The 24,574-nt window shown below is 69.5% G+C and carries 21 protein-coding genes and 1 pseudogene; 12 read left to right on the top strand and 10 right to left on the bottom strand.

Annotated elements, in window-relative coordinates:
• Positions 1-65: 65 nt before the first annotated feature.
• Genes MTAB308_RS13700 through MTAB308_RS13690 form a run of 3 tightly spaced genes read right to left on the bottom strand, consistent with a single transcriptional unit; the run spans position 66 to position 3,782 of the window.
• Positions 66-551 carry a (2Fe-2S)-binding protein gene (locus tag MTAB308_RS13700; protein ID WP_077099903.1) on the bottom strand — a complete coding sequence of 162 codons (486 nt, stop codon included), beginning with the start codon at positions 549-551 and terminating at the stop codon, positions 66-68.
• Complete coding sequence (locus MTAB308_RS13695) at positions 544-1,443, bottom strand: FAD binding domain-containing protein (protein WP_077099902.1); 900 nt, start codon at positions 1,441-1,443, stop codon at positions 544-546. Before MTAB308_RS13695 ends, MTAB308_RS13700 begins: the two co-directional genes overlap by 8 nt.
• Complete coding sequence (locus tag MTAB308_RS13690) at positions 1,440-3,782, bottom strand: xanthine dehydrogenase family protein molybdopterin-binding subunit (RefSeq protein ID WP_077099901.1); 2,343 nt, start codon at positions 3,780-3,782, stop codon at positions 1,440-1,442. Before MTAB308_RS13690 ends, MTAB308_RS13695 begins: the two co-directional genes overlap by 4 nt.
• 52 nt (positions 3,783-3,834) lie before the next feature.
• Between MTAB308_RS13690 and MTAB308_RS13685 the strand changes: the two genes are divergently transcribed.
• Positions 3,835-4,383 carry a nucleotidyltransferase family protein gene (locus MTAB308_RS13685; protein WP_077099900.1) on the top strand — a complete coding sequence of 183 codons (549 nt, stop codon included), beginning with the start codon at positions 3,835-3,837 and terminating at the stop codon, positions 4,381-4,383.
• Here MTAB308_RS13685 and MTAB308_RS13680 read toward each other — a convergent pair.
• The 3 genes from MTAB308_RS13680 to MTAB308_RS13670 form a co-directional block, all read right to left on the bottom strand.
• On the bottom strand, positions 4,362-5,813 hold the full coding sequence (locus MTAB308_RS13680; RefSeq protein ID WP_077099899.1) for an amino acid permease: 1,452 nt from the start codon (positions 5,811-5,813) through the stop codon (positions 4,362-4,364). The two genes, MTAB308_RS13685 and MTAB308_RS13680, sit on opposite strands and share 22 nt — an antisense overlap.
• Before the next feature lie 81 nt (positions 5,814-5,894).
• Positions 5,895-6,845: an amidohydrolase family protein gene (locus MTAB308_RS13675; RefSeq protein WP_077099898.1), complete on the bottom strand. Its 951-nt coding sequence runs from the start codon at positions 6,843-6,845 to the stop codon at positions 5,895-5,897.
• Positions 6,845-8,335, bottom strand: coding sequence for an aldehyde dehydrogenase family protein (locus MTAB308_RS13670; RefSeq protein ID WP_077099897.1), 1,491 nt, complete (start codon positions 8,333-8,335; stop codon positions 6,845-6,847). The genes MTAB308_RS13675 and MTAB308_RS13670 overlap by 1 nt, the downstream gene beginning before the upstream one ends.
• A gap of 126 nt (positions 8,336-8,461) precedes the next feature.
• On the opposite strand from MTAB308_RS13670, the gene MTAB308_RS13665 reads away from it, so the two are divergent.
• The 5 genes from MTAB308_RS13665 to MTAB308_RS13645 all read left to right on the top strand — a co-directional run bounded on the left by MTAB308_RS13665 (position 8,462) and on the right by MTAB308_RS13645 (position 13,790).
• Complete coding sequence (locus MTAB308_RS13665) at positions 8,462-9,376, top strand: LysR family transcriptional regulator (RefSeq protein WP_077100181.1); 915 nt, start codon at positions 8,462-8,464, stop codon at positions 9,374-9,376.
• A 265-nt stretch (positions 9,377-9,641) separates the two neighbouring features.
• Entirely contained in the window at positions 9,642-11,507 is a 1,866-nt protein-coding gene (gene dnaK / locus MTAB308_RS13660; RefSeq protein WP_077099896.1) for a molecular chaperone DnaK, read from the top strand.
• Complete coding sequence (grpE, locus tag MTAB308_RS13655; RefSeq protein ID WP_077099895.1) at positions 11,504-12,154, top strand: nucleotide exchange factor GrpE; 651 nt, start codon at positions 11,504-11,506, stop codon at positions 12,152-12,154. The genes dnaK and grpE overlap by 4 nt, the downstream gene beginning before the upstream one ends.
• Before the next feature lie 56 nt (positions 12,155-12,210).
• On the top strand, positions 12,211-13,389 hold the full coding sequence (gene dnaJ, locus MTAB308_RS13650) for a molecular chaperone DnaJ (RefSeq protein WP_077099894.1): 1,179 nt from the start codon (positions 12,211-12,213) through the stop codon (positions 13,387-13,389).
• Complete coding sequence (locus tag MTAB308_RS13645) at positions 13,389-13,790, top strand: heat shock protein transcriptional repressor HspR (protein WP_077099893.1); 402 nt, start codon at positions 13,389-13,391, stop codon at positions 13,788-13,790. Before dnaJ ends, MTAB308_RS13645 begins: the two co-directional genes overlap by 1 nt.
• Here the strand turns inward: MTAB308_RS13645 and MTAB308_RS13640 are convergent, their stop codons facing one another.
• Together MTAB308_RS13640 and MTAB308_RS13635 are read right to left on the bottom strand one after the other, a co-directional pair.
• On the bottom strand, positions 13,791-14,681 hold the full coding sequence (locus MTAB308_RS13640) for an aldose 1-epimerase (protein ID WP_077099892.1): 891 nt from the start codon (positions 14,679-14,681) through the stop codon (positions 13,791-13,793).
• Between the two features lie 13 nt (positions 14,682-14,694).
• Complete coding sequence (locus MTAB308_RS13635) at positions 14,695-15,873, bottom strand: FAD-binding oxidoreductase (protein ID WP_077099891.1); 1,179 nt, start codon at positions 15,871-15,873, stop codon at positions 14,695-14,697.
• Between the two features lie 214 nt (positions 15,874-16,087).
• Between MTAB308_RS13635 and clpB the strand changes: the two genes are divergently transcribed.
• Positions 16,088-18,634: an ATP-dependent chaperone ClpB gene (clpB, locus tag MTAB308_RS13630; RefSeq protein WP_077099890.1), complete on the top strand. Its 2,547-nt coding sequence runs from the start codon at positions 16,088-16,090 to the stop codon at positions 18,632-18,634.
• 66 nt (positions 18,635-18,700) lie between these two features.
• Here clpB and MTAB308_RS13625 read toward each other — a convergent pair whose 3' ends face one another.
• A complete protein-coding gene (locus MTAB308_RS13625; RefSeq protein WP_077099686.1) occupies positions 18,701-19,969 on the bottom strand; it encodes an IS30 family transposase in 1,269 nt (422 codons plus the stop codon).
• Between the two features lie 341 nt (positions 19,970-20,310).
• On the opposite strand from MTAB308_RS13625, the gene ttfA reads away from it, so the two are divergent.
• The 5 genes and pseudogenes from ttfA to MTAB308_RS13595 all read left to right on the top strand — a co-directional run bounded on the left by ttfA (position 20,311) and on the right by MTAB308_RS13595 (position 24,085).
• On the top strand, positions 20,311-21,168 hold the full coding sequence (ttfA, locus tag MTAB308_RS13615) for a trehalose monomycolate transport factor TtfA (protein WP_077099889.1): 858 nt from the start codon (positions 20,311-20,313) through the stop codon (positions 21,166-21,168).
• A 65-nt stretch (positions 21,169-21,233) separates the two neighbouring features.
• Positions 21,234-22,007, top strand: a complete 774-nt coding sequence (locus MTAB308_RS13610) for an SDR family NAD(P)-dependent oxidoreductase (protein WP_077099888.1) — start codon at positions 21,234-21,236, stop codon at positions 22,005-22,007.
• A complete protein-coding gene (gene pyrE / locus MTAB308_RS13605) occupies positions 21,994-22,536 on the top strand; it encodes an orotate phosphoribosyltransferase (RefSeq protein ID WP_077099887.1) in 543 nt (180 codons plus the stop codon). Before MTAB308_RS13610 ends, pyrE begins: the two co-directional genes overlap by 14 nt.
• A 12-nt stretch (positions 22,537-22,548) precedes the next feature.
• Entirely contained in the window at positions 22,549-23,445 is an 897-nt protein-coding gene (locus MTAB308_RS13600; RefSeq protein ID WP_077099886.1) for a hypothetical protein, read from the top strand.
• Positions 23,442-24,085 (top strand): annotated as a pseudogene (locus MTAB308_RS13595) (TrmH family RNA methyltransferase). The gene MTAB308_RS13600 and the pseudogene MTAB308_RS13595 overlap by 4 nt, the downstream one beginning before the upstream one ends.
• A gap of 22 nt (positions 24,086-24,107) precedes the next feature.
• Here MTAB308_RS13595 and MTAB308_RS13590 read toward each other — a convergent pair.
• Positions 24,108-24,536 carry a hypothetical protein gene (locus MTAB308_RS13590; protein ID WP_077099885.1) on the bottom strand — a complete coding sequence of 143 codons (429 nt, stop codon included), beginning with the start codon at positions 24,534-24,536 and terminating at the stop codon, positions 24,108-24,110.
• Positions 24,537-24,574 lie beyond the last annotated feature (38 nt).

Here is a 24,574-nt window from a genome sequence, read left to right as displayed (position 1 = left end):
TACGCAAGAACCGGCGAAAGTTACTGCAAGGCGGGCCCTATCGATGCAGAGCCGATGGCGCAGGTTTATCGGTGCGTGACCGAGCCGAGCTCGGCGGCCCGATGCGCGGCCGCGACGATGCCCTGGTAACCCGTGCAGCGGCAGAAGTTGCCGGACAGGCCCTCGCGGATCTCGTCGTCGGTGGGATTCGGGTTATCACGCAGCAACGCCGTCAGTGACGTGACGAAACCCGGCGTGCAGAAGCCGCATTGCAGCCCGTGGCACTCACGCAGCGCCGACTGCACGGGGGACAGGGTGCCGTCCGGCGACGCGATGCCCTCGACGGTCGTCACCTCCAGGCCGTCGGCCTGGACGGCGAACATCAGGCACGACCGGACCGCATCGCCGTCCACGAGGACCGTGCAGGCGCCGCACGCCCCGTGCTCGCAGCCGAGGTGGGTGCCGGTAAGCCCGCACTTGTCGCGCAGGAAGTCCGCCAGCGTCATGCGAGGTTCGACGCTGTCGGTGAGGTCAGTCCCGTTCACCGACAACCGGATCGGTTGCTCATGCATTGGCTGCTCCCGCGGGTGCTTCGTCGATGGCTTCATGAACGCCCTCGCGCCACGCGCGCGCGACCATGGTGGCGCCCACCTGGGTGCGGTACGACGCCGACCCCTGCAGGTCGGTCGGGACATCGTCGAGGCCCGTCATCGCCGCCCGGCCGATCTCCTCGGCGACCAGCTCGCCGACCGGCATCCCGACGACCGCGGCCTCGGCCGCCGGCGCGCGCCTGACCGTGGAGCCCAGACCCAGCAGCCCGATCCCGCAGCGGGACACCCGGTCGGCGTCGTCGAGCTGGACGGCGACCAGCGCGCCGGCGATCGCGAAATCGCCGTGCCGGCGGGCGAATTCGCGCACCGAGAAGCCCGACCGGCCGTTCCACACCGGGAATCTCACACCGGTCAGCACCTCGTCGGGCTCCATCGTGGTTTCCCACAGGCCGGCGAAGAAGTCGGCGGCGGCGATCTCCCGCCGCCCGCGCGGCGACAGCACCTCCATCACCGCGTCCAGCGCCAGCGCGGCCGCCGGGTATTCGCCCGCGGCGTCGGCGTGGGCGATCGACCCGCCCAGGGTGCCGCGGTTGCGGATCTGGAAGTGCCCGACGAACGGCGTGGCCCGGGTGAGCAACGGAACCGCTTGGCGCACTTGGTCGTCGGCGCCCACCGTGGCCTCCGTGGTGCCCGCGCCGATCCACAGCTCGTGGCCCCTGCGTTCGATGCCCCGCAGCTCGCCCAGCCGGGAGATGTCGATGAGGTGGTCGAAGTAGGCCAGCCGCATCGCCAGCATGGGAACCAGGCTCTGGCCGCCGGCGATGATCTTCGCGTCGTCGCCCAGCTCGGACAGCAGGGCAACGGCGTCGTCGATGGTGTCGGGGCGGTGGTAATCGAACGAGGCGGGTTTCATCGGGCCGCCTCGCTCAGCAGCGCCGCGATCGAGGCCGGGCTGGCGGGCAACCGGGTGATCGTCACGCCCAGCGGGGCGAGGGCGTCGTTGATGGCGTTGATCACCGCGGGCACCGATCCGATGGCCCCGCCCTCGCCGGCGCCCTTGTAGCCGCCGGGCCCGGGCCCGGGGATCTCGACGTGGCCGAATTCGATCGGCGGGACCTCGGTGGCCGTCGGCAGCAGGTAGTCGACGAAAGTCGTTGCCAGCGGGTTGCCGTCGTCGTCGTAGGCGAGGTCCTCCATGAGCGCGCCGCCGATGCCCTGCACCGTGCCGCCGGCGATCTGGCCCTCCACGATCGCCGGGTTGATCATCGGCCCGACGTCCTCGCTGACGATGTAGCGCAGCAGCGTGACCTTGCCGGTGGCCACGTCCACCTCGCAGGTGCAGGCGTGGGTGGCGTTGGACCACAGGATGGGCGCCTTGGCGACGTAGCGGGCGCTGGCCTCCAGTTCCGGCGACATCCCGGGCGGCAGCGCCTGCGGCGAGTAATACGCGACGTAGGCCAGCTCGCCGAAGCTCACCTGCTTGGACGGGTCGTCGCGCACCGACGCGGCCGAATGCGCCAGCACCACTTCGGTTTCGGCCACCTTCAGGTGGTGGGCCGCCAGCGCCACGAGCTTGTTGCGCAGGATCGCTCCGGCCTCCGCGACGGCCCCGGCGGTCATCGGGCCGCTGCGGCTGCCCTGCGTCCCCGCGCCGTACGGCGTGATCGCGGTGTCGCCCTGGATGGTGGCGACGTCGTCGATGTCGGCGCCCAGCGCGTCGGCGGTCAGCTGAATCACGGTGGTTTCCAGGCTGTTTCCGCTCGAGCCGCCGTTTACGTAGACGTTGATCTTGCCGGTCGGCTCCATCCGCATGGTGCAACCCTCGGTGGCCAGGTGGCCCGTCGCCGCCCCGGTCGGCTCGATGTAGGCCGAGAATCCCAGGCCCAGATAGCGGCCCTGCGCCAGCGCCTCGCGCTGCTCCTTGCGAAACCCTTCGTGGTCAAGGATTTTCACCGCCTGCTCGAACGTCTCGCTCGGGGCGACGTGGTCATACGGCATGCCGTTGGGATTGAAGTACGGCATCTCGTCGCGGCGCAACAGGTTGCGACGGCGCAGCTCGACCGGGTCGAGGTTCATCTTGCGCGCGGCGATGTCGAGCAGGATTTCGCGCGCCAGCGTCTCGTACTGCCACGGCCCGCGGTAGGCGGCCAGGCCGCTGGTGTTGGTGAAGACCGTCTTGTAGTTGAAGCTGGCCTTGGGAACCCGGTAGGGGCCCGGGAAGAACATGCCGATGGCCGCCGTGGTCAGCACCGGGTAGGGCGTCGGATAGGCGCCGATGTCCTGGACGAAGTCGATGTCGGCGGCCAGGATGTTGCCGCCGTCGTCGAATGCCATCCGGCCGGTGCCGTCGACGTGGCGTGCCTGGCCGGCGGACATCAAATTCTCGCGCCGGTCCTCGATCCACTTGAGCGCCGCGGGCACCTTGCGGGCGGCCAGCATGATGCACATGTCCTCGCGCATCGGGACGACCTTCTGACCGAAACCGCCGCCGGTGTCGCGCATGATGACCCGAACCCGTTGCGCCGCAATGCCTAACAACCGCGCGCAAAAGGCCCGCAGCTCGTGCGGGGTCTGCGTGGACGCCCACAGGGTGAGCTCCTCGGAGGCCGCGGACCACTCGACGACCAGCCCCCGGGTCTCGATCGGCACCGGCGCGTAAATCTGTTGGTAGACGTTCTCGTTCACGACGCATGCCGCCGACGCGAACGTCTCTTCGTCGGGCGGCGCGCCGCCCATCCCGCCCGCGACGTTGTTCGGGTAGGCCTCGTGCACCAGCACCTCGGAGGACTGCGCCCGGGTGAAGTCGGTGATCGCGGGCAGCGGCTCGTAGTCGACGTCGACCAGCTCCAGCGCGTCCTCGGCGACGTAACGGCTCTCGGCGACGATCAGGGCGACCGGGTCACCGACAAACTTCGCCTCGCCCTCGGCCAACGGCGGGCGCGGGGTGTCCGGGACGTCCTTGCCCGCGACGGCGTGCCACGCCTCCTTCACATCGGGGTTGAGGTCGGCCGCGGTGAACACCGCGCGCACCCCAGGCAGCGCCAGCGCCGCCGAGGCGTCGATGCCGTTGATCGTTGCCCGCGCGAACGGGCTGCGCACGAAGCAGGCGTGCAGCATGCCGGGCCGCACGACGTCGTCGACGAAGCCGCCACGGCCGGTCAGCAGCCGCCCGTCTTCCACCCGTTGGACGCGGGTGCCGGCGTAGCGAGGAGCCGGGGTCGTGGTCGTCGCCCCCTGCACGTCCTGAGTCATTGCGCTCCATCCGGTTGTCGCCTGATGAGAACCACGATGCCATCATAGGAGAGTGGCGTTATCACAGTCGATAGCCGTCGGTGTCTTGCTCGCCGCGGGCGCGGGACGGCGCTACGGAAAGCCGAAGGTGCTGGTCGAGGGCTGGCTGGACGCCGCGATTCGGGCACTGCAAGGCGGCGGGTGCGCCGGCGTCGTGCTGGTCCTGGGGGCGGCGGACGTTACGGCCCCGCCCGGGGTCACCGCGGTCGTCGCGCCGGACTGGAGCGACGGGCTGAGTGCGTCGGTGCGCGCCGGGCTCGCGGAGGCCGACCGCACGCAGGCGGACTACGCGGTGCTGCACGTCATCGACACCCCGGACGTCGGGCCCGCCGTGGTGGCACGGGTCCTGGCCCGCGCGGCGTCGTCCCCCAGCGGCCTGGCGCGCGCGTACTTCGGCGGGCGGCCCGGACACCCGGTGGTCATCGCGCGCCGGCACTGGCCGGCGGTGCTGGAGCGGCTGAAGGGGGATCGCGGCGCGGGGGCCTACCTGGGCGGCAGGTCGGACGTGGAGAACGTCGAGTGCGGTCACCTCGCCGGCGGTCAGGACATCGACGAATCCTGAGCCGGTGCGGCCGGCACGTCGTCTTGGGCGGCGGCGCTGACCCGATGGCGGACCAGGAACCAGCCCCCGACGAGCGCGGGGACGCCGAAAACCGTCGCCCCGATCAGGTACGGGCCCTGCACCTTGTCGAAGAACATCAGGATCACGACGCCGGCCAGGAAGGCCAGGGTGAGATAGCCGCTGTACGGCGACAGCGGCATCCGGAACTTCGGGCGTTGCACCCTCCCGGCCTTTGCCAGCCGGTAGAACTGCAGCTGGCTCGCCACGATCGTCCCCCAGGCGAACACGATGCCGATGGCCGCGATGTGCAGCACGATTTCGAACGCCTGGCTCGGCTTGACGGCGTTGAGCACGATGCCCAACAACCCCACCGCGCTGGTGAGCAAGATCCCGCGGTACGGCACGCCCCGCTTCGACATCGGCGCGGTGAACTTCGGGCCGCTGCCGTTGATCGCCATCGACCGCAGGATGCGGCCCGTGGAGTAAAGGCCCGCGTTCAGGCTCGACAGCGCGGCGGTCAGCACCACCACGTTCATCACGCTGCCCGCCCCGCTGACGCCGGCCTTGGAGAAGAACGTCACGAACGGGCTGACGTTGGCCTTATAGGCGGTATAGGGCAGCAGCAGGCCCAGCAGGATGGTGGACCCGATGTAGAAGACCGCGATGCGGAACACCACCGAGTTGATCGCGCGCGGCATGACCTTCTCCGGGTCGGCGGTTTCCCCGGCCGCGATGCCGACGAGTTCGATGGCGGCGTAGGCGAACACCACGCCGGAGGTGACGAGCACCAGCGGCAGCACACCGGTCGGCACCAGCCCGCCGTGGGTGCTCCACAGCCCCGTGCCGGTGTCGTGACCGTCGATCTTGAAGCGCCCGATCAGAAAGACCGCGCCGACGACGAGGAAGGTCACCAGCGCCAGCACCTTGATCAACGAGGCCCAGAACTCCAGCTCACCGAAGGCCTTGACCGAGATCAGGTTCATCGAGAGCACCAGCAGCAGCGCGAACAACGCGATGGTCCACTGCGGGATGGCGTGGAAGGCGTTCCAGTAGTGGCAGTAGTGCGCGATCGCGGTGGTGTCCACGATCCCCGTCATCGACCAGTTCAGGACGTACATCCAGCCGGCGACGAAAGCCAGCTTCTCGCCGAAGAATTCGCGGGAGTACGACACGAACGATCCCGTCGACGGGCGGTGCAGCACCAGCTCGCCGAGCGCGCGCAGGATCAGGAACACGAAGATGCCGCAGACTCCGTAGACCACAAACAGCCCCGGTCCAGCCGAGGCGAGCCGCCCGCCGGCACCGAGGAAGAGGCCGGTTCCGATGGCGCCGCCCAGGGCGATCATCTGGATCTGGCGGTTTTTGAGGCTCTTGTGGTAGCCCTCGTCTTCGCGCGCGAGCCGCGTGGCGGCGGTGTCTGGCTCTGCCATCGAGCTCCTGCCGTGGTGGCTGCGGGACAGCTCAGGCTATCCCATGGATGCAGCACCCGCTCGCCGGTAGGAAACCGGGATCTACAGGCGCAGCAACCGTTCGGCGTTGCCGTGGCTGATGAGCGCCCGATCGTCGTCGGCGAGCGCCAGGCCGTCGAGGAACTCGCGGGCGGCCTGCATCGACCCGAATGGGTAATCGGCCGAAAAGCACACTCGCTCAAGGCCGACGTGCGCGACCAGGTTGGCGTAGGTCGCCTCGTCGTTGAAGTTGGCGAAGGTGTAGTTCACGTTGTGCCGCAGATAGGTGCTGACCGGGTGACGCAGTCCGGTCAGGTCCGGTTTCAGCGTCGCGTCGAACCGCGGCAACATGAACGACGTCGCTTCCCCCATGTGCCCGATGATCAATTGCAGGTCGGGGTAGCGGTCGAACACGCCACCGAGGATCAGGCGCAGCACGTGCGTGGCGGTGTTGATGTGCCACCCCCAGCCCACCGTGGCGAGCGCGAACGTGACCTCCGTCGAAAACCCCGCGTAGCTCGATTCGATGACGGCCGGCGGCGGGATGGTCGGGTGCAAATAGATCGGGACGCGCAGGTCGGCCGCCCGCGACAGGACCGGATCGAAGAACCGGTCGTCCAGGTAGCGCCCCCGGCTGTGCCCGTTGATCGCGGCGCCGACGAAGCCGTGCTGGCGCACCACCCGCTCCAGTTCCTCGGCGGCCGCCTCGGGCGCGCTGATGGGCAGCGCGGCGAAGCCGGCCAGCCGATCCGGGTACCGCCCGCACGCCGCGACGAGCTCGTCGTTGCACTCGCGGGCGAGCCGCACGGCCTCCGGGCCCTCCAGCTGTTCGACGCCCGGTGCGGCCAGCGACAGCACCGCCACGTCGACGCCCGCATCGTCCATCGCCGCGATGCGGCCGTCGCCGAGATCGCTGATCGGTTCGACGATGCCGGCGCGCGACGCGAGCCAGCGGCCCGGCCCGGCCAGGAATTCGGTTGTGGCGTAGTGCTCTTCGAGGGCTATCGTCCGCATCAGCCCGCCAGCACCCTGGCCGCGGCGCTCCAGTAGGACAGCTCGTCGCGATTGGCGGCCAGCCGAATCGTCTTGGTGTAGCCGTACTCGGCCAGCGTCTCCCGGGCGTGCTCGCGCCCGAAGCCGCTGTGGCCGACCCCGCCGAACCCGGTGCCGATCGCAATGCGGTGATAGTTGTTGACGAAGACGGCGCCGGCCCGGATCCGCCGGCTCACCCGCAGCGCGCGGTCGCCGTCCCGGGTGAACACCGCCGCAACGAGGCCGAAGGGCGTGGCGTTGGCGATGCGCACCGCCTCGTCCTCGTCGGTGAACGGCATCAGGGTGACCACCGGGCCGAAGATCTCGTCGCGGGCGACCCGCATGGCGGGGGTCACGTCGGTCAGCACGGTCGGCGGAACGTAGAAGCCGTCGGCCAGCCGGGGATCGTCGGGCAGCGGCGCCTGGGCCGCGATGCGGGCGCCTTCGGCCACGCCGATCCGCAGGTAGTCCAGGACCTGCTTTTGCTGTTTGCGGGTGACCAGCGGCCCGACGTCGGTGTTGGGGTCGGCGCCGTCGCCCACCCTCAGCCGGCTCACCGCGGCGCACAACTTGGCCTCGAACTCCGCATACACGCTCTCCTGCACCAGGATTCGCGATGCCGCGGTGCAGGCCTCGCCCTGGTTGAAAAAGCCGCCGTCGACGGCGGCCAGCAGCGCCTCGTGCTGGTCGGCGTCGTCGAAGACCACCAGCGGGTTCTTGCCGCCGAGTTCCATCAGCGCCGGGGTCAGGTTGCCCGCCGCGGTCCGCAGCACCGCCGCGCCCGTGCGCGGCGACCCGGTGAAGGAAACCTTGCCCACCATCCGGTGCCCGGCCAGCGCGGCGCCCACCTCACCCTTGCCGGGGACGGCCTGCACGACACCGTCCGGCAGGACCGACTGGATCAGTTCAACCATGCGCAACACCACCGACGGCGTCTGCTCCGGTGGCTTGAGCACGACGGCGTTGCCGACGGCCAGTGCCGGCGCGACCTTCCCGGCGGTGTGGATGGGCGGCCAGTTGAACGGCACGATGCATGCGATCACCCCGTACGGCTCCAGGGTGGTCACGTCCAGCACCGGGCCGTAGTCGCGGGCCTGGCTGGGCAGCGCCTCCACCAAGCCGCCGAAGTACTCGAAGATCGCGATCGCGGCCTGCACGTCGAAATTGCGCGCCTGGGTGATCGGCTTGCCCATCTCCAGGGTCTCCAGGGCGGCGATCTCGTCGGCGTGGGCGCGGAGGACGTCGGCGACCTGCCGCAGGTAGCGGCCGCGTTCGCGGGCCGGGCGCTGTTTCCAGTTCAGGTGGGCGGCGTGGGCGCGGCGGACGGCCTGGTCCACCTCTTCGGGCCCGGCCCCCTGGACGACGGCGACCGTCTGGCCCGTTGCCGGGTTCTCCACGACGAATTGGTCGTCGGTGGACGCCGAGGACCAGCGGGTCCGAGTCCTTCTGAGACTGGGAGCTTGCACATTCATAAAGCGCACCGTCCGGTTGGGGGGATTGGATCGACGCGAGCCAATTGCGAACGCTAAATTGCCCCAACCGTCGGGCGCCAACGAAAATTTCTGATGGTGGCCATCATCGGCGGTGATAATTGCTGGGTGGAGCTTCGCCAGTTGGACTATTTTCTGGCCGTCGCGGACACGCTCAGCTTCACCCGCGCCGCCAAGAGGCTGCACGTTGTCCAATCCGGGGTGTCGGCGACCATCAAGGCGCTCGAACGGGAGCTCGGCGCGGAACTGTTCGTTCGCGGCTCGGCGGGGGTGACGCTCACCCCGGCGGGACGGGAGCTGGCACCCCACGCCCGCGCGACCATCGAGGCAGCCCGCGCGGCCAAGGAGGCCGTCGTCGCCACGGTCGGGGCCGTCCGCGGCACCGTCCGGCTCGGGACGCTGATGTCGATCAACAACATCGACCTGCCGTCGCTGCTGGCGGACCTGTACGCCCGGCATCCCGACGTGTTGGTCCAGGTCCGCTTCGCCCGGGCCGGCTCCGCGGGCCTGGCGCAGCAACTGCGCGACGGCAACCTCGACGTTGCCCTGCTCGTCTTGCCCGACGGGCCGCCGGCCGACCTGCACACCCGCCTTGTCGCCGCGTTCGAGCTGCTGTTGGTCGTCCCGGTGAGTCACCCGCTGGCGGGGCGGGAATCGGTGCCCCTGGCCGAGCTGGCCGGGATGTCGTTCGTCGACGGGCCGCCGGGATACGGCAACCGGGCGGTGGTCGACCGCGCCTTCGCCACCGCGGGGGTGCCGCGCATGGTCGCGCTCGAGGTCGCCGATATCGGCACCACCGCGAGCCACATCCGCAACGGCCTGGGGATCGGATTTCTCAGCCGGTTCATCCTCGACGAGATCGGCGATTCCGGTCTGGCGACGGTCCGGATCTCCGACCACGACATCTGCTGGCGCCTGTACGTCGCGATGTCGGCGCTCCGCCCGGCCAGCGCGGCCACCCGCGCGGTGTTTTCACTGATCGAGGAGATGATCCCGGAGGAAGAGGCGCCGCCTGTGCCGTGACGGCGGTGCGTGTGAGCGTAGGGCGCGATTCGGCGCGTTTTTCCGCCCTCAGCGCACACCCGAAGCCCACACCGCACACCCAGCGCGCAATTGGTGGACACCCCCGGGAACAAGACGCCGCAGCCCGCCGTTAGCATCATCGACAAGTTGAGTGAATCAGGCTCAATCCTGGGTTGACACCAGGGAGCCCGGAAGGGCAGTCTTGAGCCGGGTTCACTCAGCATAGTGGCACCAGAAATGCTCTACACAATCAGGAGGAATCACTATGGCTCGTGCGGTCGGCATCGACCTCGGGACCACCAACTCCGTCGTCGCAGTTCTCGAGGGCGGTGACCCCGTTGTCGTCGCCAACTCCGAGGGCTCGCGGACGACTCCGTCCATCGTCGCGTTCGCACGCAACGGTGAAGTGCTGGTAGGCCAGCCCGCCAAGAACCAGGCGGTGACCAACGTCGACCGCACGGTGCGGTCGGTCAAGCGGCACATGGGCACCGATTGGTCCATCGAGATCGACGGCAAGAAGTACACCGCGCAGGAGATCAGCGCCCGCGTGTTGATGAAGCTGAAGCGCGACGCGGAGGCGTACCTCGGTGAGGACATCACCGACGCGGTCATCACGGTGCCCGCCTACTTCAACGACGCCCAGCGTCAGGCGACCAAGGAAGCCGGCCAGATCGCCGGCCTCAACGTGCTGCGGATCGTCAACGAGCCGACCGCCGCGGCGTTGGCCTACGGCCTGGACAAGGGCGAGAAGGAACAGACCATCCTGGTCTTCGACCTGGGCGGCGGCACGTTCGACGTGTCGCTGCTCGAGATCGGCGAGGGCGTCGTCGAGGTCCGCGCCACCAGCGGTGACAACCACCTCGGTGGCGACGACTGGGACGACCGGGTGGTCGAGTGGCTGGTCGACAAGTTCAAGGGCACCAGCGGCATCGACCTGACCAAGGACAAGATGGCCATGCAGCGGCTGCGTGAGGCGGCCGAGAAGGCCAAGATCGAGCTCTCGAGTTCGCAGAGCACCTCGATCAACCTGCCCTACATCACCGTCGACGCGGACAAGAACCCGCTGTTCCTCGACGAGCAGCTGACCCGCGCCGAATTCCAGCGCATCACACAGGATCTGCTGGACCGCACCCGTCAGCCGTTCAAGTCGGTCATCTCGGACGCCGGCATTTCGGTGTCCGACATCGACCACGTGGTGCTCGTGGGTGGTTCCACCCGGATGCCCGCGGTGACCGAGCTGGTCAAGGAACTCACCGGCGGCAAGGAGCCCAACAAGGGCGTCAACCCCGACGAGGTGGTCGCGGTGGGCGCGGCTCTGCAGGCCGGCGTGCTCAAGGGTGAGGTGAAAGACGTTCTGCTGCTTGATGTTACGCCGCTGAGTCTCGGTATCGAGACCAAGGGTGGCGTGATGACCAAGCTTATCGAGCGCAACACCACGATCCCGACCAAGCGGTCGGAGACCTTCACCACGGCCGACGACAACCAGCCGTCGGTGCAGATCCAGGTCTACCAGGGTGAGCGCGAGATCGCCTCGCACAACAAGCTGCTCGGCTCCTTCGAGCTGACCGGCATCCCGCCGGCTCCGCGCGGCGTGCCCCAGATCGAGGTCACCTTCGACATCGACGCCAACGGCATCGTGCACGTCACGGCCAAGGACAAGGGCACCGGCAAGGAAAACACGATCAAGATCCAGGAGGGCTCCGGCCTGTCCAAGGAGGAGATCGACCGGATGATCAAGGACGCGGAGGCGCACGCCGAGGAGGACCGCCAGCGCCGCGAGGAGGCCGACATCCGCAACCAGGCCGAGACGCTGGTCTACCAGACGGAGAAGTTCGTCGCCGAACAGCGGGAGGCCGAGGGCGGTTCGAAGGTCCCCGAGGACACGCTGAACAAGGTGGACGCCGCGGTGGCCGAGGCCAAGTCGGCGCTGGGCGGCACCGACATCTCCGCGATCAAGGCGGCGATGGAAAAGCTGGGCCAGGAGTCCCAGGCGCTCGGCCAGGCGATCTACGAGGCCACCCAGGCCGCCGGCGGCGATGCCGGCGGTGCCGAAGCTGGCGGTCACCAGGGCGGCTCGGCCGATGACGTCGTGGACGCGGAGGTGGTCGACGACGACCGGGAGGCCAAGTGAGCGAGGGCAACCCGGAACAGGTGACGGTCACCGACAAGCGGCGGATCGATCCCGAGACCGGCGAAGTACGGCACGTCCCTCCCGGCCCCGAACCAAGCGGGGCGCCGGGAGGGACGGCGCCGGCCGGCAAGGGTGAGAGCGCCGACAAGATCGCCGAGCTGACGGCCGATCTGCAACGGGTGCAGGCCGACTTCACCAACTACCGCAAAAGGGCGCTGCGCGACCAGCAGGCCGCCGCGGACCGGGCCAAGGCCGCCGTCGTCAGCCAATTGCTGGGCGTGCTCGACGATCTCGATCGGGCGCGCAAGCACGGCGACCTGGAATCCGGCCCGCTGAAGTCGGTGGCCGACAAGCTGGACAGCGCGCTGACCGGTCTCGGCCTGACGGCGTTCGGCGAGGAGGGCGAGGACTTCGACCCGGTGCTGCACGAGGCCGTCCAGCACGAGGGCGACGGCGCCGACGGCTCCAAGCCGGTGATCGGCACCGTCATGCGCCAGGGCTACAAGCTGGGCGACCAGGTGCTGCGGCACGCGCTGGTGGGGGTCGTGGACACGGTCGCGGGCGACGGCGGCGAGGCGCCCGCCGGCGATCCGGCCGAAACCCGACAACCCGACACGGGCGATAACGCCGACACCGCGGGTGACTAGGCATAAAAATCACATACGACAAATCCATAGAGAAAGGTGAAAGGGGGTGACGCGGTATGGCCCAGCGCGAGTGGGTCGAAAAGGACTTCTATAAGGAGCTGGGCGTCTCCTCTGACGCCAGCCCGGAAGAGATCAAGCGCGCCTACCGCAAGCTAGCGCGCGACCTGCATCCCGACGCGAATCCCGACAACCCCGCCGCCGGTGAGCGATTCAAGGCGGTGTCGGAGGCGCACAACGTCCTGTCGGATCCGGCCAAGCGCAAGGAGTACGACGAAACCCGCCGCCTGTTCGCCGGCGGCGGGTTCGGCGGGCGCCGGTTCGACGGTGGCAGCGGCTTTAGCTTCAACGTCGGCGGCGATGGCGCCGAGTTCAACCTCAGCGATCTGTTCGACGCCGCCGGCCGAAGCGGCGGCGCCAACATCGGTGACCTGTTCGGCGGCCTGTTCGGCCGCGGCGCCGGTCCCCGCCCCAGCCGGCCGCGACGCGGCAACGACCTGGAAACCGAGACCGAACTCGACTTCGTCGAGGCCGCCAAGGGCGTGGCGATGCCGCTGCGGCTGACCAGCCCGGCGCCGTGCACCAACTGCCACGGCAGCGGCGCGCGCCCGGGCACCAGCCCGAAGGTGTGCCCCAGCTGCAACGGCTCCGGGGTGATCAACCGCAACCAGGGGGCGTTCGGGTTCTCCGAACCCTGCACCGATTGCCGGGGCAGTGGCTCGATCATCGAGCACCCCTGCGACGAGTGCAAAGGCACCGGGGTGACCACCCGGACCCGCACCATCAACGTGCGGATCCCGCCCGGCGTCGAGGACGGTCAGCGGATCCGGTTGCCCGGGCAGGGCGAGGCCGGGTTGCGCGGGGCGCCGTCGGGTGACCTGTACGTGACGGTGCACGTGCGACCGGACAAGGTGTTCGGCCGCGACGGCGACGACCTCACCGTGACCGTGCCCGTGAGTTTCTCCGAGTTGGCTTTGGGCTCAACGCTTTCGGTTCCCACACTGGACGGCAAGGTCGGCGTCCGGGTGCCCAAGGGCACCGCCGACGGCCGCATCCTGCGGGTGCGCGGACGCGGCGTGCCCAAGCGTGGCGGGGGCAACGGCGATCTACTCGTCACCGTCAAGGTGGCCGTGCCGCCGAACGTGGAGGGCGCCGCGCAGGAGGCGCTGGAGGCCTACGCGGCGGCCGAGCGGTCCAGTGGTTTCAATCCGCGCGCCGGATGGGCGGGTAACCGCTGATGGCCAGAGGCTCGAGGAACCGCAAGGAGGAGGCACGTACCTTCCTGATCTCGGTGGCAGCCGAACTGGCCGGCATGCACGCGCAGACGCTGCGCACCTATGACCGCCTCGGGCTGGTCAGCCCGAGGCGGACTTCCGGTGGGGGGCGCCGCTATTCGGAACACGACGTCAACCTGCTGCGCGAGGTGCAGCGGCTGTCGCAGGACGAGGGCGTCAACCTGGCCGGCATCAAGCGCATCATCGAGCTGACCAACCACGTGGAGGCCCTGCAGGCGCGCGTGAAGGAGCTGACCGAGGAGCTGGCGCAGGTGCGCGCCGGCCAGCGCCGCGACCTCGTCGTGGCGCCCAAGAGCACCGCCGTGGTGGTGTGGCAGCCGCGTAAGGGCGGAAGCCGCGCCTGATCAGACGCGGATCGAGAACACCGCGAACGCCGGCTCGCCCGGGCGCGCGCACCGGTAGCCGCCGCGACGCAGCGCGTCGGTAGGCGCGGTCATCGGCTCGAAGCACACCACCTCTTCGGCGAGCGGCGCGAAGATCTGCGCCGCCGGATAGCCCCGCTCGAAGTGCACCTCCAGGCGGCGGCCGCCGCCGGACACCGCGAACACCACGCCGTCGGCGACCTCGTCGTAGGCATCGTCAAAGGCCTTGTCGCCCAACGCTTCTTCCCTTGCGGGCCGTGGTTCCGATTCGCCGGTGGGCAGCCCCCTGTCGTCCAGCAACACGTGCCGCAACGGCGGCGTCTCGATGACCCACTCGCCGCGCGGCACGCCGGGCAGGCGCAGGTAGGGATGAAAACCGAAGCACAGCGGAACCGAAGTGTCGCCGGTCGCGGTGATCGTGGTCCCGACGGTCAGCGCCCGTTCGGCCAGCCGCACCGTCACCGCGAGCACGTGTGGATAGGGAAAGCTGGCCAGCAACTTCGGGTCGGCGCCGAAATCGACCTCGGCGCTCAACTCGTTCTCGGACTGCGCCGTGACCCGCCAGCCGGGATAGGCGGCCAGGGTGCCGTGGATGGGCAACCCGTTGGGGTCGGCGCGCACGCCGTTTTCGCCGGGCGCGAGCGTCACCGTCGCGCTCTCCGCGGTATAGGTGTTGCCGCCCAACCGATTCGCCCAGGGATACAGGATCGGGATTCCCATCGTCTTGCCCGCCGCCAGATAGCCTTCCAGGCCGCGCCGCTGGCCGAGGAGTTCGGTGCCGGAGTCGGTCAACGAGGTGCCGATCATGCCCGCCTCGGGCACGAACTGCGCGGCCACCGGCGAGCGCGGGTCGGTCAGGGTGACGATCTGCATGGCTTACCTCGGCTCACCTGGACAGGGGATCGTGCTGGATACGTTCGGGCGGTGCGCCTTTGGCGATCAGGGCGGCCTTGGTGGCGCGGACCATGTCGGGTCCGCCGCAGATCAGGATCTGCCGGTCGCCCCAGCCGCCGTACTTGGTCACGAGGTCGGGCAGGCGGCCCCTCTGGTGTACGTGCAGCCCGCGTGGCGGCGTGGGGTCGGGGTAATCGGCGGCCCACGACGGGTCGCGGCCGTATTCCGAGACCGGCGTGACCGACAGCCACGGATTGTGCTGCGCGACCTGCCACAGCGTGGGCAGGTCGTAGAGCTCGCAGCGGTAGCGGGCGCCGAAGAAAAGGTGCACCCGGGGGTTCACCGCGTAGCGGCTCAGGTCCATGATGAGCGCCCGCAGCGGCGCCAGGCCGGTGCTGCCGGCGACCATCAGCACGTCGCCGCCGTCGCGGTCGACCCGCAGGCCGCCGTGCGGACTGGACAGCCGCCACCGATCGCCGGGCCGCGTTTCGTTGACGACCGCGGTGCTGACCAGGCCGCCGGGCACCTGGCGGACGTGAAACTCGATCCCGCCGCCCGGGTCGGCCGGGATCGTCGGGGACAGATAGCGCCACCGCCGCGGGCACTGCGGAACGTGGGCGTTGACGTACTGGCCCGGGTAATAGTCCATCGGGCGGTCGAGTTGCAGCCGAACAACCGCCAGGTCGCGGGAGACCCGCATGTGCTCGATGACCGTGCCGTCCCACCACGCGGGTCCCTCGTCGGCGTCGGCGGCGCCGCTCATCACCCCGGTGATCAGGTTGAGCGACTGGTTGGCGGCCTCCTCGACGGCGTCGGTCCATGCCTCGCCGAGGTGGGTCCGCAGCGTGGCGTACAGCGCACGCCGCAGCGAGTCGTAGTGGCTGGGCAGCACCCCGAATTTGCGGTGATCACGGCCGAGCTGGGCGAGAAACGCCACCGGCTCGGCGGCGCGCTGCTCGACCAGTTCCCCGTAGACCCAGTGCAACGCGTGCGCGAAGGCGGCTCGCTGCGCGTCCATTTCGGGCGGGAACAGATCGCGCACCGACACGTCGAGGGCGAACCAGTGGGTATAAAACCGGTGGACCAGTTCATTGGTTTCCGGGGGGCCCGGGTCCTGCGGCGCGAAGGCGTCGCGCAGCAGCCGCAACGCATCCCGGTCCTCGAGGCTCACGGGCCCCGATTCTAAGCTCGCCGCGTAGCTGCAGCTAAAGCACGAGAAGGGCCGGGCCCTCGCCCGGGACGGGCGGGACGGCGACTAAAGCCTCTATCCAGGGGCTGCGCAGATCCACTAGAGTTGAGCGGAACAGACTCAACCTTGACGGCGTTGAACAACCGGACAAGCATTTTTACCTACCCCCTTTCTGGACCTCGAAGGGAGACAGTTCGTGGACTCTTTCAACCCGACTACCAAAACGCAGGCGGCCCTGACGTCGGCCCTGCAGGCGGCCTCGGCCGCGGGCAACCCTGAGATCAGGCCCGCCCACCTGCTGTTGGCGCTGCTGACGCAGAACGACGGGATCGCCGCGCCGCTGCTGGAGGCCGTCGGCGTCGAGCCCGCCACCATCCGCACCGAAGCGCAGCGGATTTTGGATCAGCTGCCCCAGGCCAGCGGCGCCAGCTCGCAACCCCAGCTGTCACGCGAATCGCTGGCCGCCATCACCACCGCCCAGCAGTTGGCCACCGAGATGGATGACGAGTTCGTCTCGACCGAGCACCTGATGGTCGGTCTGGCCACGGGCGACTCCGATGTCGCCAAGCTGCTGACCGGCCATGGCGCGTCGCCGCAGGCACTGCGGGAGGCATTCGTCAAGGTCCGCGGCAGCGCGCGGGTCACCAGCGCCGACCCGGAGGCCACCTACCAGGCGCTGGAAAAGTACTCCACCGACCTGACCGGTCGGGCCCGCGAGGGCAAACTCGACCCGGTCATCGGCCGCGACAACGAGATTCGCCGCGTCGTGCAGGTGCTGTCCCGTCGCACCAAGAACAACCCGGTGCTCATCGGTGAGCCCGGCGTCGGCAAGACCGCGATCGTCGAGGGCCTGGCCCAGCGCATCGTGGCCGGCGACGTCCCGGAGAGCCTGCGCGACAAGACCGTCGTCGCGCTGGACCTCGGGTCGATGGTGGCCGGCGCCAAGTACCGCGGCGAATTCGAGGAACGGCTCAAGGCCGTGCTCGACGACATCAAGAACTCCGCGGGGCAGATCATCACGTTCATCGACGAGCTGCACACCATCGTCGGCGCCGGCGCGACCGGTGAGGGCGCGATGGACGCCGGCAACATGATCAAGCCGATGCTGGCCCGCGGCGAGCTGCGCCTGGTCGGCGCCACCACGCTCGACGAGTACCGCAAGTACATCGAGAAGGACGCCGCGCTGGAGCGCCGCTTCCAGCAGGTGTTCGTCGGCGAGCCGTCGGTGGAGGACACCGTCGGCATCCTGCGCGGCCTGAAGGACCGCTACGAGGTGCACCACGGCGTGCGCATCACCGACTCCGCGCTGGTGGCCGCGGCCACCCTCTCCGACCGCTACATCACCGCGCGGTTCCTGCCGGACAAGGCCATCGACCTCGTCGACGAGGCCGCCAGCCGGCTGAAGATGGAGATCGACTCGCGGCCCGTCGAGATCGACGAGGTCGAGCGCCTGGTGCGCCGCCTCGAGATCGAGGAGATGGCGCTGGAGAAGGAAGAGGACGAGGCGTCCAAGGAGCGCCTGGAGAAGTTGCGCGCCGAGCTGGCCGACCAGAAGGAGAAGCTGGCCGAGCTGACCACCCGGTGGCATAACGAGAAGAGCGCGATCGACGTCGTCCGCGAGCTGAAGGAGCAGCTGGAGACGCTGCGCGGGGAGTCCGAGCGCGCCGAGCGTGACGGTGACCTGGCCAAAGCCGCCGAGCTGCGCTACGGGCGCATCCCCGAGGTGGAAAAGAAGCTCGACGCCGCGCTGCCGCAGGCCGAGGCCCGCGACAACGTGATGCTCAAGGAGGAGGTCGGGCCCGACGACATCGCCGAGGTGGTGTCGGCGTGGACCGGCATCCCGGCCGGGCGGATGCTCGAGGGCGAGACCGCCAAGTTGCTGCGGATGGAAGACGAGCTGGGCAAGCGCGTCGTCGGCCAGCGCAAGGCCGTGCAGGCGGTGTCCGACGCCGTGCGCCGCAGCCGCGCCGGGGTCGCCGACCCCAACCGGCCCACGGGTTCGTTCATGTTCCTGGGTCCCACCGGCGTCGGCAAGACCGAGCTGGCCAAGGCGCTGGCCGACTTCCTGTTCGACGACGACCGCGCCATGGTGCGCATCGACATGAGCGAGTACGGCGAGAAGCACTCGGTCGCCCGGCTGGTGGGCGCGCCGCCCGGCTACATCGGTTACGACCAGGGCGGTCAGCTGACCGAGGCAGTGCGCCGGCGCCCCTACACCGTGGTGCTGTTCGACGAGATCGAAAAGGCGCACCCGGACGTCTTCGACGTGCTGCTGCAGGTGCTCGACGAGGGCCGGCTCACCGACGGGCAGGGCCGCACGGTCGACTTCCGCAACACCATCCTCATCCTGACGTCCAACCTCGGGTCGGGCGGCAACGAGGAGCAGGTGATGGCGGCGGTGCGCTCGGCGTTCAAGCCGGAGTTCATCAACCGCCTCGACGACGTGCTGATCTTCGAGGGCCTCAATCCCGAGGAGTTGGTGGAGATCGTCGACATCCAGCTCGAGCAGCTGGCCAAGCGGCTGGCGCAGCGGCGGCTGCAGCTCGAGGTGTCGCTGCCGGCCAAGCGCTGGCTGGCGCAGCGCGGCTTCGACCCGGTCTACGGGGCCCGGCCGCTGCGCCGGCTCGTCCAGCAGGCCATCGGCGACCAGCTCGCCAAGATGCTGCTGGCCGGCGACGTGCACGACGGGGACGTGGTGCCCGTCAACGTCAGCCCGGACGGCGACTCGCTGGTTCTGGGCTAATTTGCCGGTTCGAGTGTGAAGCCTGGGCTTTGAGTGTGCGTGCAGGGCGGGAAATCCGCGGCGCTTTCAGGCGATGGATGCAACAGTGGGTGGTTTGGTCGGGTTGGACAGTAGTTCGTCGAGGGCTTCGGCGGGGGTTTTCCAGTCCAGTGTTTGGCGTGGCCGATTGTTGAGTTTGGCCGCGACGTAGTCCAGATAGTCGGCCGGAAACACCGACAGGTCAGTGCCTTTAGCAAACCACTGGCGCAGTAGCCCGTTGGTGTTTTCGTTGCTGCCGCGCTGCCACGGGGAGTGCGGATCACAAAAGTAGATATCCAAGTCGGTGGCTGCGGCGATGGCGATGTGGTTGGCCATTTCCTTGCCTTGGTCCCAGGTCAACGTGCGGCGCAGCATCGCCGGCAGCTGGGCCATCTTGGCCACGATCGCGTCCTGGACGGCCAGCGCGCCGTGGTTGTCGGGCAGGTGCAACAGCATGACGAATCGGGTGCTGCGCTCGACGAGGGTGCCGATCGCCGAGCCCGATTCGGTGCTGCCCAACATGAGGTCGCCTTCCCAGTGGCCAGGCACCGCGCGGTCGGCCACCTCCGGTGGACGCTCGCTGATGTTGACCATGTTGGGGATACGACCCCGGCGCTCACCGGGGATGCTGCGCGGTTTGCGCAACGCCCGCCCGGTGCGCAGGCAGCGGTGGATATCGCGGCGCAAGTGGCCGCGGCCTTGCACGTAAATCGCCTGATAGATGGCTTCGTGTGACACCCACATCTCCGCATCGTCAGGAAAATCCCGCCGCAGCCCCACCGCGATCTGGCCGGGACTATGGAAGTCGTCTAACCGAGTCTGCACCTCCTGACGCAATCGGTCATTTGCCGCCAGCGTGCTCTGCTTGGGACGCCGGGCACGTTCATCGGAGCGTGCTTGGGCCCTGAGGGCCCGATACTGAACGTGCGCGGTTTTGCCGCTCTGGCGCGCCCCGAAGGCTTCCTTGCGCCGATAACCGGATTTGCGCCCGTCGTAGCTGTTGTCCACCCCGTTGGCGTCGATCTCGCGTTTGATCGTCGACGCCGGCCGGCCCAGCCGGTTGCCGATCGAGTGCAACGATTCGTTCGTCCTGACACCAATTTCGATCTCGACCCGGTCTTCGAAGGTCAGCCTCGGCCGCGGGCCAACGCTTTTCGGTTCACATAGCCGTGGTTTCACGCCGCCAGCATCAGCAAACCAGCCATAGCCAGAACGTTCCGACACGCCGACGGCGACACCGGCCTCCGCGGCACTACAGCCATTACCGATGTGAGCCCAGAACTGACGGACAACAAACCTCAACGGCGGACGCGGCACAGCAACACTCCTCAATCAGATGTGTTGCATCCATCCCTTGAAGCTAAGCGCTGAAAACCCGCCGCACGCTCACACTCAAAGCCGTCAGCGCACACTCGGCCTCGCCACGAGCCCGATGGTGGCGACCCGCTTCGGCCGGCTTCGCCGCCCGCGCGATCGCCACGAGGCCGATGGTGGCGACCCGCTTCGGCCGGCTTCGCCGCCCTTGCGATCGCCACGAGGCCGATGGTGGCGACCCGCTTCGGCCGGCTTCGCCGCCCTCGCGATCGCCACGAGCTGTGATGGGGTTGTGACCTGGCCGGATTCTGTGTTCCGGCCAAACAGCAGATACCCTGTGTGGGATGGTCCCCCTTTGGTTCACGCTGTCCGCACTGTGCTTTGTCGGTGCGGGCGTGCTGCTGTACGTCGACATCGATCGACGCCGCGGCCGTAGCAGGCGCCGCAAGTCGTGGGCGCGCTCGCACGGCTTCGACTACGAGCGGGAATCATCCGACATCCTCAAGCGCTGGAAGCGCGGCGTGATCTCTACGGTCGGCGACGTCCCCGCCCACAACGTCGTGCTGGGCCAGATCCGCGGCGAGGCGGTGTACATCTTCGACCTCGAGGAAGTCGCCACCGTGATCGCGCTGCACCGCAAGGTGGGCACCAACGTCGTGGTGGACCTGCGGCTCAAAGGGCTCAAAGAGCCTCGGGAGAGCGACATTTGGCTGCTGGGCGCCATCGGCCCGCGGATGGTGTACTCCACCAACCTCGACGCCGCCCGGCGGGCCTGTGACCGCCGCATGGTCACGTTCGCGCACACCGCTCCCGACTGCGCCGAGATCATGTGGAACGAGCAGAACTGGACGCTGGTCGCGATGCCGATCGCCAGCACGCGCACCCAATGGGACGAGGGGCTGCGCACGGTACGCCAGTTCAACGACCTGCTGCGGGTGCTGCCGCCGGTGCCCCAGGAGGCCCCGGCCGAGGCGGGACCGCCTGCGGGACTTCGCAATGCGGCGCCCGGCCGCCCCCTGGCGCCCGCGGCTCGCGCGGAGTTGCCGGCCCGGCGCGCCGGGCAGGACGTGTCCGGGCTGCTCGGTGACGCGGCCCGCCGCGACCCCGAGCCGCTGCGGCGGGAGGAGGCTCGCACGGAATCCCTCCGCCGCCCGCCGCCCGCCGGCCGCAACGGCCATCAGGCCTCCAACTACCAGCGCTGACAGCGCGCGGGGCGGTCCGGGGACGCCCCCATAATCGCTAGCTCCCCGTCATTACACTGTCGCTCATGCCTCGCCCCGTAGCCCTGATCACCGGGCCTACGTCCGGGATCGGCGCCGGCTACGCGCGACGCTACGCACGCGACGGCTACGACCTGGTCCTGGTGGCCCGGGACGTCGACCGGCTGACCCGGCTGGCGGGCGAGCTCGAGGGCGAGGCCGGCGGCGTCGAGATCCTGCCCGCGGACCTGGCCGATCCCGCCGACCGGGGCAAGGTCTGCGACCGCCTGGCCGCCGGGGTCCAGGTGTTGGTGAACAACGCCGGCTTCGGCACCTCGGGCGACTTCTGGACCATCGACCCCGCGCTGTTGCAGTCGCAGCTCGACGTCAACGTCACCGCGGTCATGCACCTCACCCGCGCCGCGCTGCCGCCCATGCTCGACGCCGGCGCCGGCACCGTCATCAACATCGCCAGCGTTGCCGGGCTGGTGCCGGGCCGCGGGTCGACCTATTCGGCATCCAAGGCGTGGGTGATCTCGTTCAGCGAGGGCCTGGCCGTCGGCCTGCAGGGCACCGGCGTCGGGGTGCACGCCGTGTGCCCGGGATACGTGCGCACCGAGTTCCACACCAGGGCTGGCATCGAGATGGCCAAGCTGCCGTCGTTCCTGTGGCTCGAGGTCGACGACGTCGTCACCAAGAGCCTGGCCGACATTGCCGGCGGCAAGGTGATCAGCGTTCCGGGCCTGCAGTACAAGGCGATCGTCACCGCCGGGCGGATGATCCCGCGCGGGCTGGCCCGGGCCGCGACCCGGCGAGTAGGGGGCGGCCGTGGGCGAACCTGACCCGCGCGCGGAGCTGGCCGAGCTGGTGCGACGGCTGTCGGTGGTGCACGGCCGGGTGACGCTGTCGTCGGGGAAGGAGGCCGACTACTACGTCGACCTGCGCCGCGCCACCCTGCACCACCGGGCCTCCGCGCTGATCGGCGCGCTGATGCGCGACCTCACCGCCGACTGGGACTACGCCGTCGTCGGCGGCCTGACCCTGGGCGCCGATCCCGTCGCGACGGCCATCATGCACGCGCCCGGGCGTCCGATCGACGCGTTCGTGGTGCGCAAGTCGGCGAAAACCCATGGGCTGCAACGCCTGATCGAGGGCTCCGAGGTCACCGGGCGACGGGCCCTGGTGGTGGAGGACACCAGCACGACGGGCAACTCGGCGCTGACGGCCGTGCGCGCGGTTCAGGAAGCCGGCGGCGAGGTGATCGGCGTGGCCACCGTGGTGGACCGGGCCACCGGCGCGGCCGAGGCCATCGAGGCCGAGGGTTGTTCGTACCGCAGCCTGCTGGGCCTGGCGGATCTGGGGCTGGGCTAGGCCCCGGGCGGTATGCGCAGTTTCATCGCGTTGCTCGTCATCGCCGCCTGCCTGGTGGGGTGTTCGGGCTCCAATCGGCCCGTGCGGCCCTACGGCGCGCAGGGCACGCGGCTCGGCGAGTCGCTGGCGCTGCTGGGCTGGAACATGGCGGTGTCGAACCTGCGCTGGGACGGCGACTACGTGCTGGTCGACGTGGACGCCGCGCCGACGGATCCGAAGGCACCGCACGCCAAACCCGAGGATATCCGCTTCGGGCTCTACGGCGCGCTGGCGCACCCGATGGAGGCCACCGGTTTGGGCAGCTGCGACGACGCCATGGCCACCGTGCACGACATCCAGCACGTGCTCTCGGCGCCGCCGGACCGGCTCACCGGCACGGTTTGCCTTGGGCCGCTGAAGGATCGGAGCCAGGTGCGGGGCGTGTACGGCTATTCGCCGCGCGACCGCATCCCGAACAGCTCGGCGGCCTACCCGGCGGCGTTTCCGGTCGGCCTGCCGCCGACGAACCGCAACGACACCGGGCTGGTGGTCAAGACCGTCAGCCTGTCGGCGTGGCGCGCCGACGGCGCCCCGGTGACCAAGGCTCAGCTCGGCGACCCGGCCGCGTTCAACGGCAACGGCTTCATGCTGCTGGGCCTCGAGGCCGACGCCGTCGCGGACCGGTATCGCGACGACTCCGCGAAGCGCGGCGGACCGCTGATGCTGCTCGCCTCGCCGACGCTGCCCGGCCGCGGCTTGAACCCGGCCTGCGCGACGTACGGGTCGTCGGTGCTGATCCTGCCCGACGCGTCGCTGGATTCGGTCCATGTCAACGCGTCGCTGTGCACCCAGGGCGAGATCAACGAGGCGCTGCTGTACGCGACGGTGGCGGTCGACGGCACGCACGCCGGGGTGTGGACGCAGCGATGAGCGGACCCGGGCCCACCGAATGGGGAACGACGCCAGGCGGCGTCGGGCCCTGGCCGGGCGACCCCCCGACGACCCGCGCTACGACCCGAACCTGTTGCGCGACGGCGACACCCGCAACGTCGTCGACGCCTACCGGTACTGGACCCGGGAAGCGGTCATCGCCGACATCGACCGGCGCCGCCACCCGCTGCACGTGGCGATCGAGAACTTCGGCCACGACGCCAACATCGGCTCGGTGGTGCGCACCGCCAACGCCTTCGCGGTGCACACCGTGCACATCGTCGGGCGGCGGCGCTGGAATCGCCGCGGCGCCATGGTGACCGACCGCTATCAACGGCTGTGCCACCACGACAGCACCGCCGAGCTGCTGGACTTCGCCGCGACCGCCGGCCTGACCGTGGTCGCCGTGGACAACGTCCCCGGCGCCCAGCGGCTCGAGGAGACGGCGCTGCCGCGGGACTGCCTGCTGGTGTTCGGTCAGGAGGGCCCGGGCATCACCGACGACATCCGGGCCGGCGCGGCGCTCACGGTGTCGATCGCGCAGTTCGGCTCCACGCGCAGCATCAACGCCGGGGTGGCCGCCGGGATCGCGATGCACGCCTGGATCCGCCAGCACGCCGATCTGTCGCAGGCCTGGTGAGCGGCCGTGGGTGTTCCGGCGGCTAGCCCAACCGCTCGGCCTCCTCGGCCACCGCCTCCAGCGCGGCCGCCAGCTCGCGGGCCTGCTCCGCCTGAAATTCTTCGTCATGGGTGGCCGACAGACTGATCCATCGCTCGCAGGTGCCGTCGCCGAACTGACGGCCGACCACGCGGATGACGGCCTCGCCGACACGCGTTGTGCGGCCGTCGAATTCGCGCCACGTCCGGTCGCCGTTGGCCTGCCAGCCGTAGATGCGCGTCGCGTCGGGCGGTGCGGGGATCTGTCCCGACGTGACCTCGCCCGCGTTCGCGTTCGCCAGCGTGTCGGCCATCGCCCGCAGGGTGGCCGGGTCGTCGCCGGACCGCTCCTGGAGTTCAAACCCCGCGGCCTGCTCCGGGGTGAGCTGGTCGGCGACCTCGCGCCAGCTCGCGGGGTCGTCGGGAAGCGTCATGGCTGCCTCTCGCCGAGTCGAGTGTGAATCCCTGACCT

Origin of the sequence: Mycobacterium terramassiliense, assembly GCF_900157385.1 — a bacterium.
GTDB classification, from domain to species: domain Bacteria; phylum Actinomycetota; class Actinomycetes; order Mycobacteriales; family Mycobacteriaceae; genus Mycobacterium; species Mycobacterium terramassiliense.
This window is presented reverse-complemented; position numbering and strand designations above follow the sequence as displayed.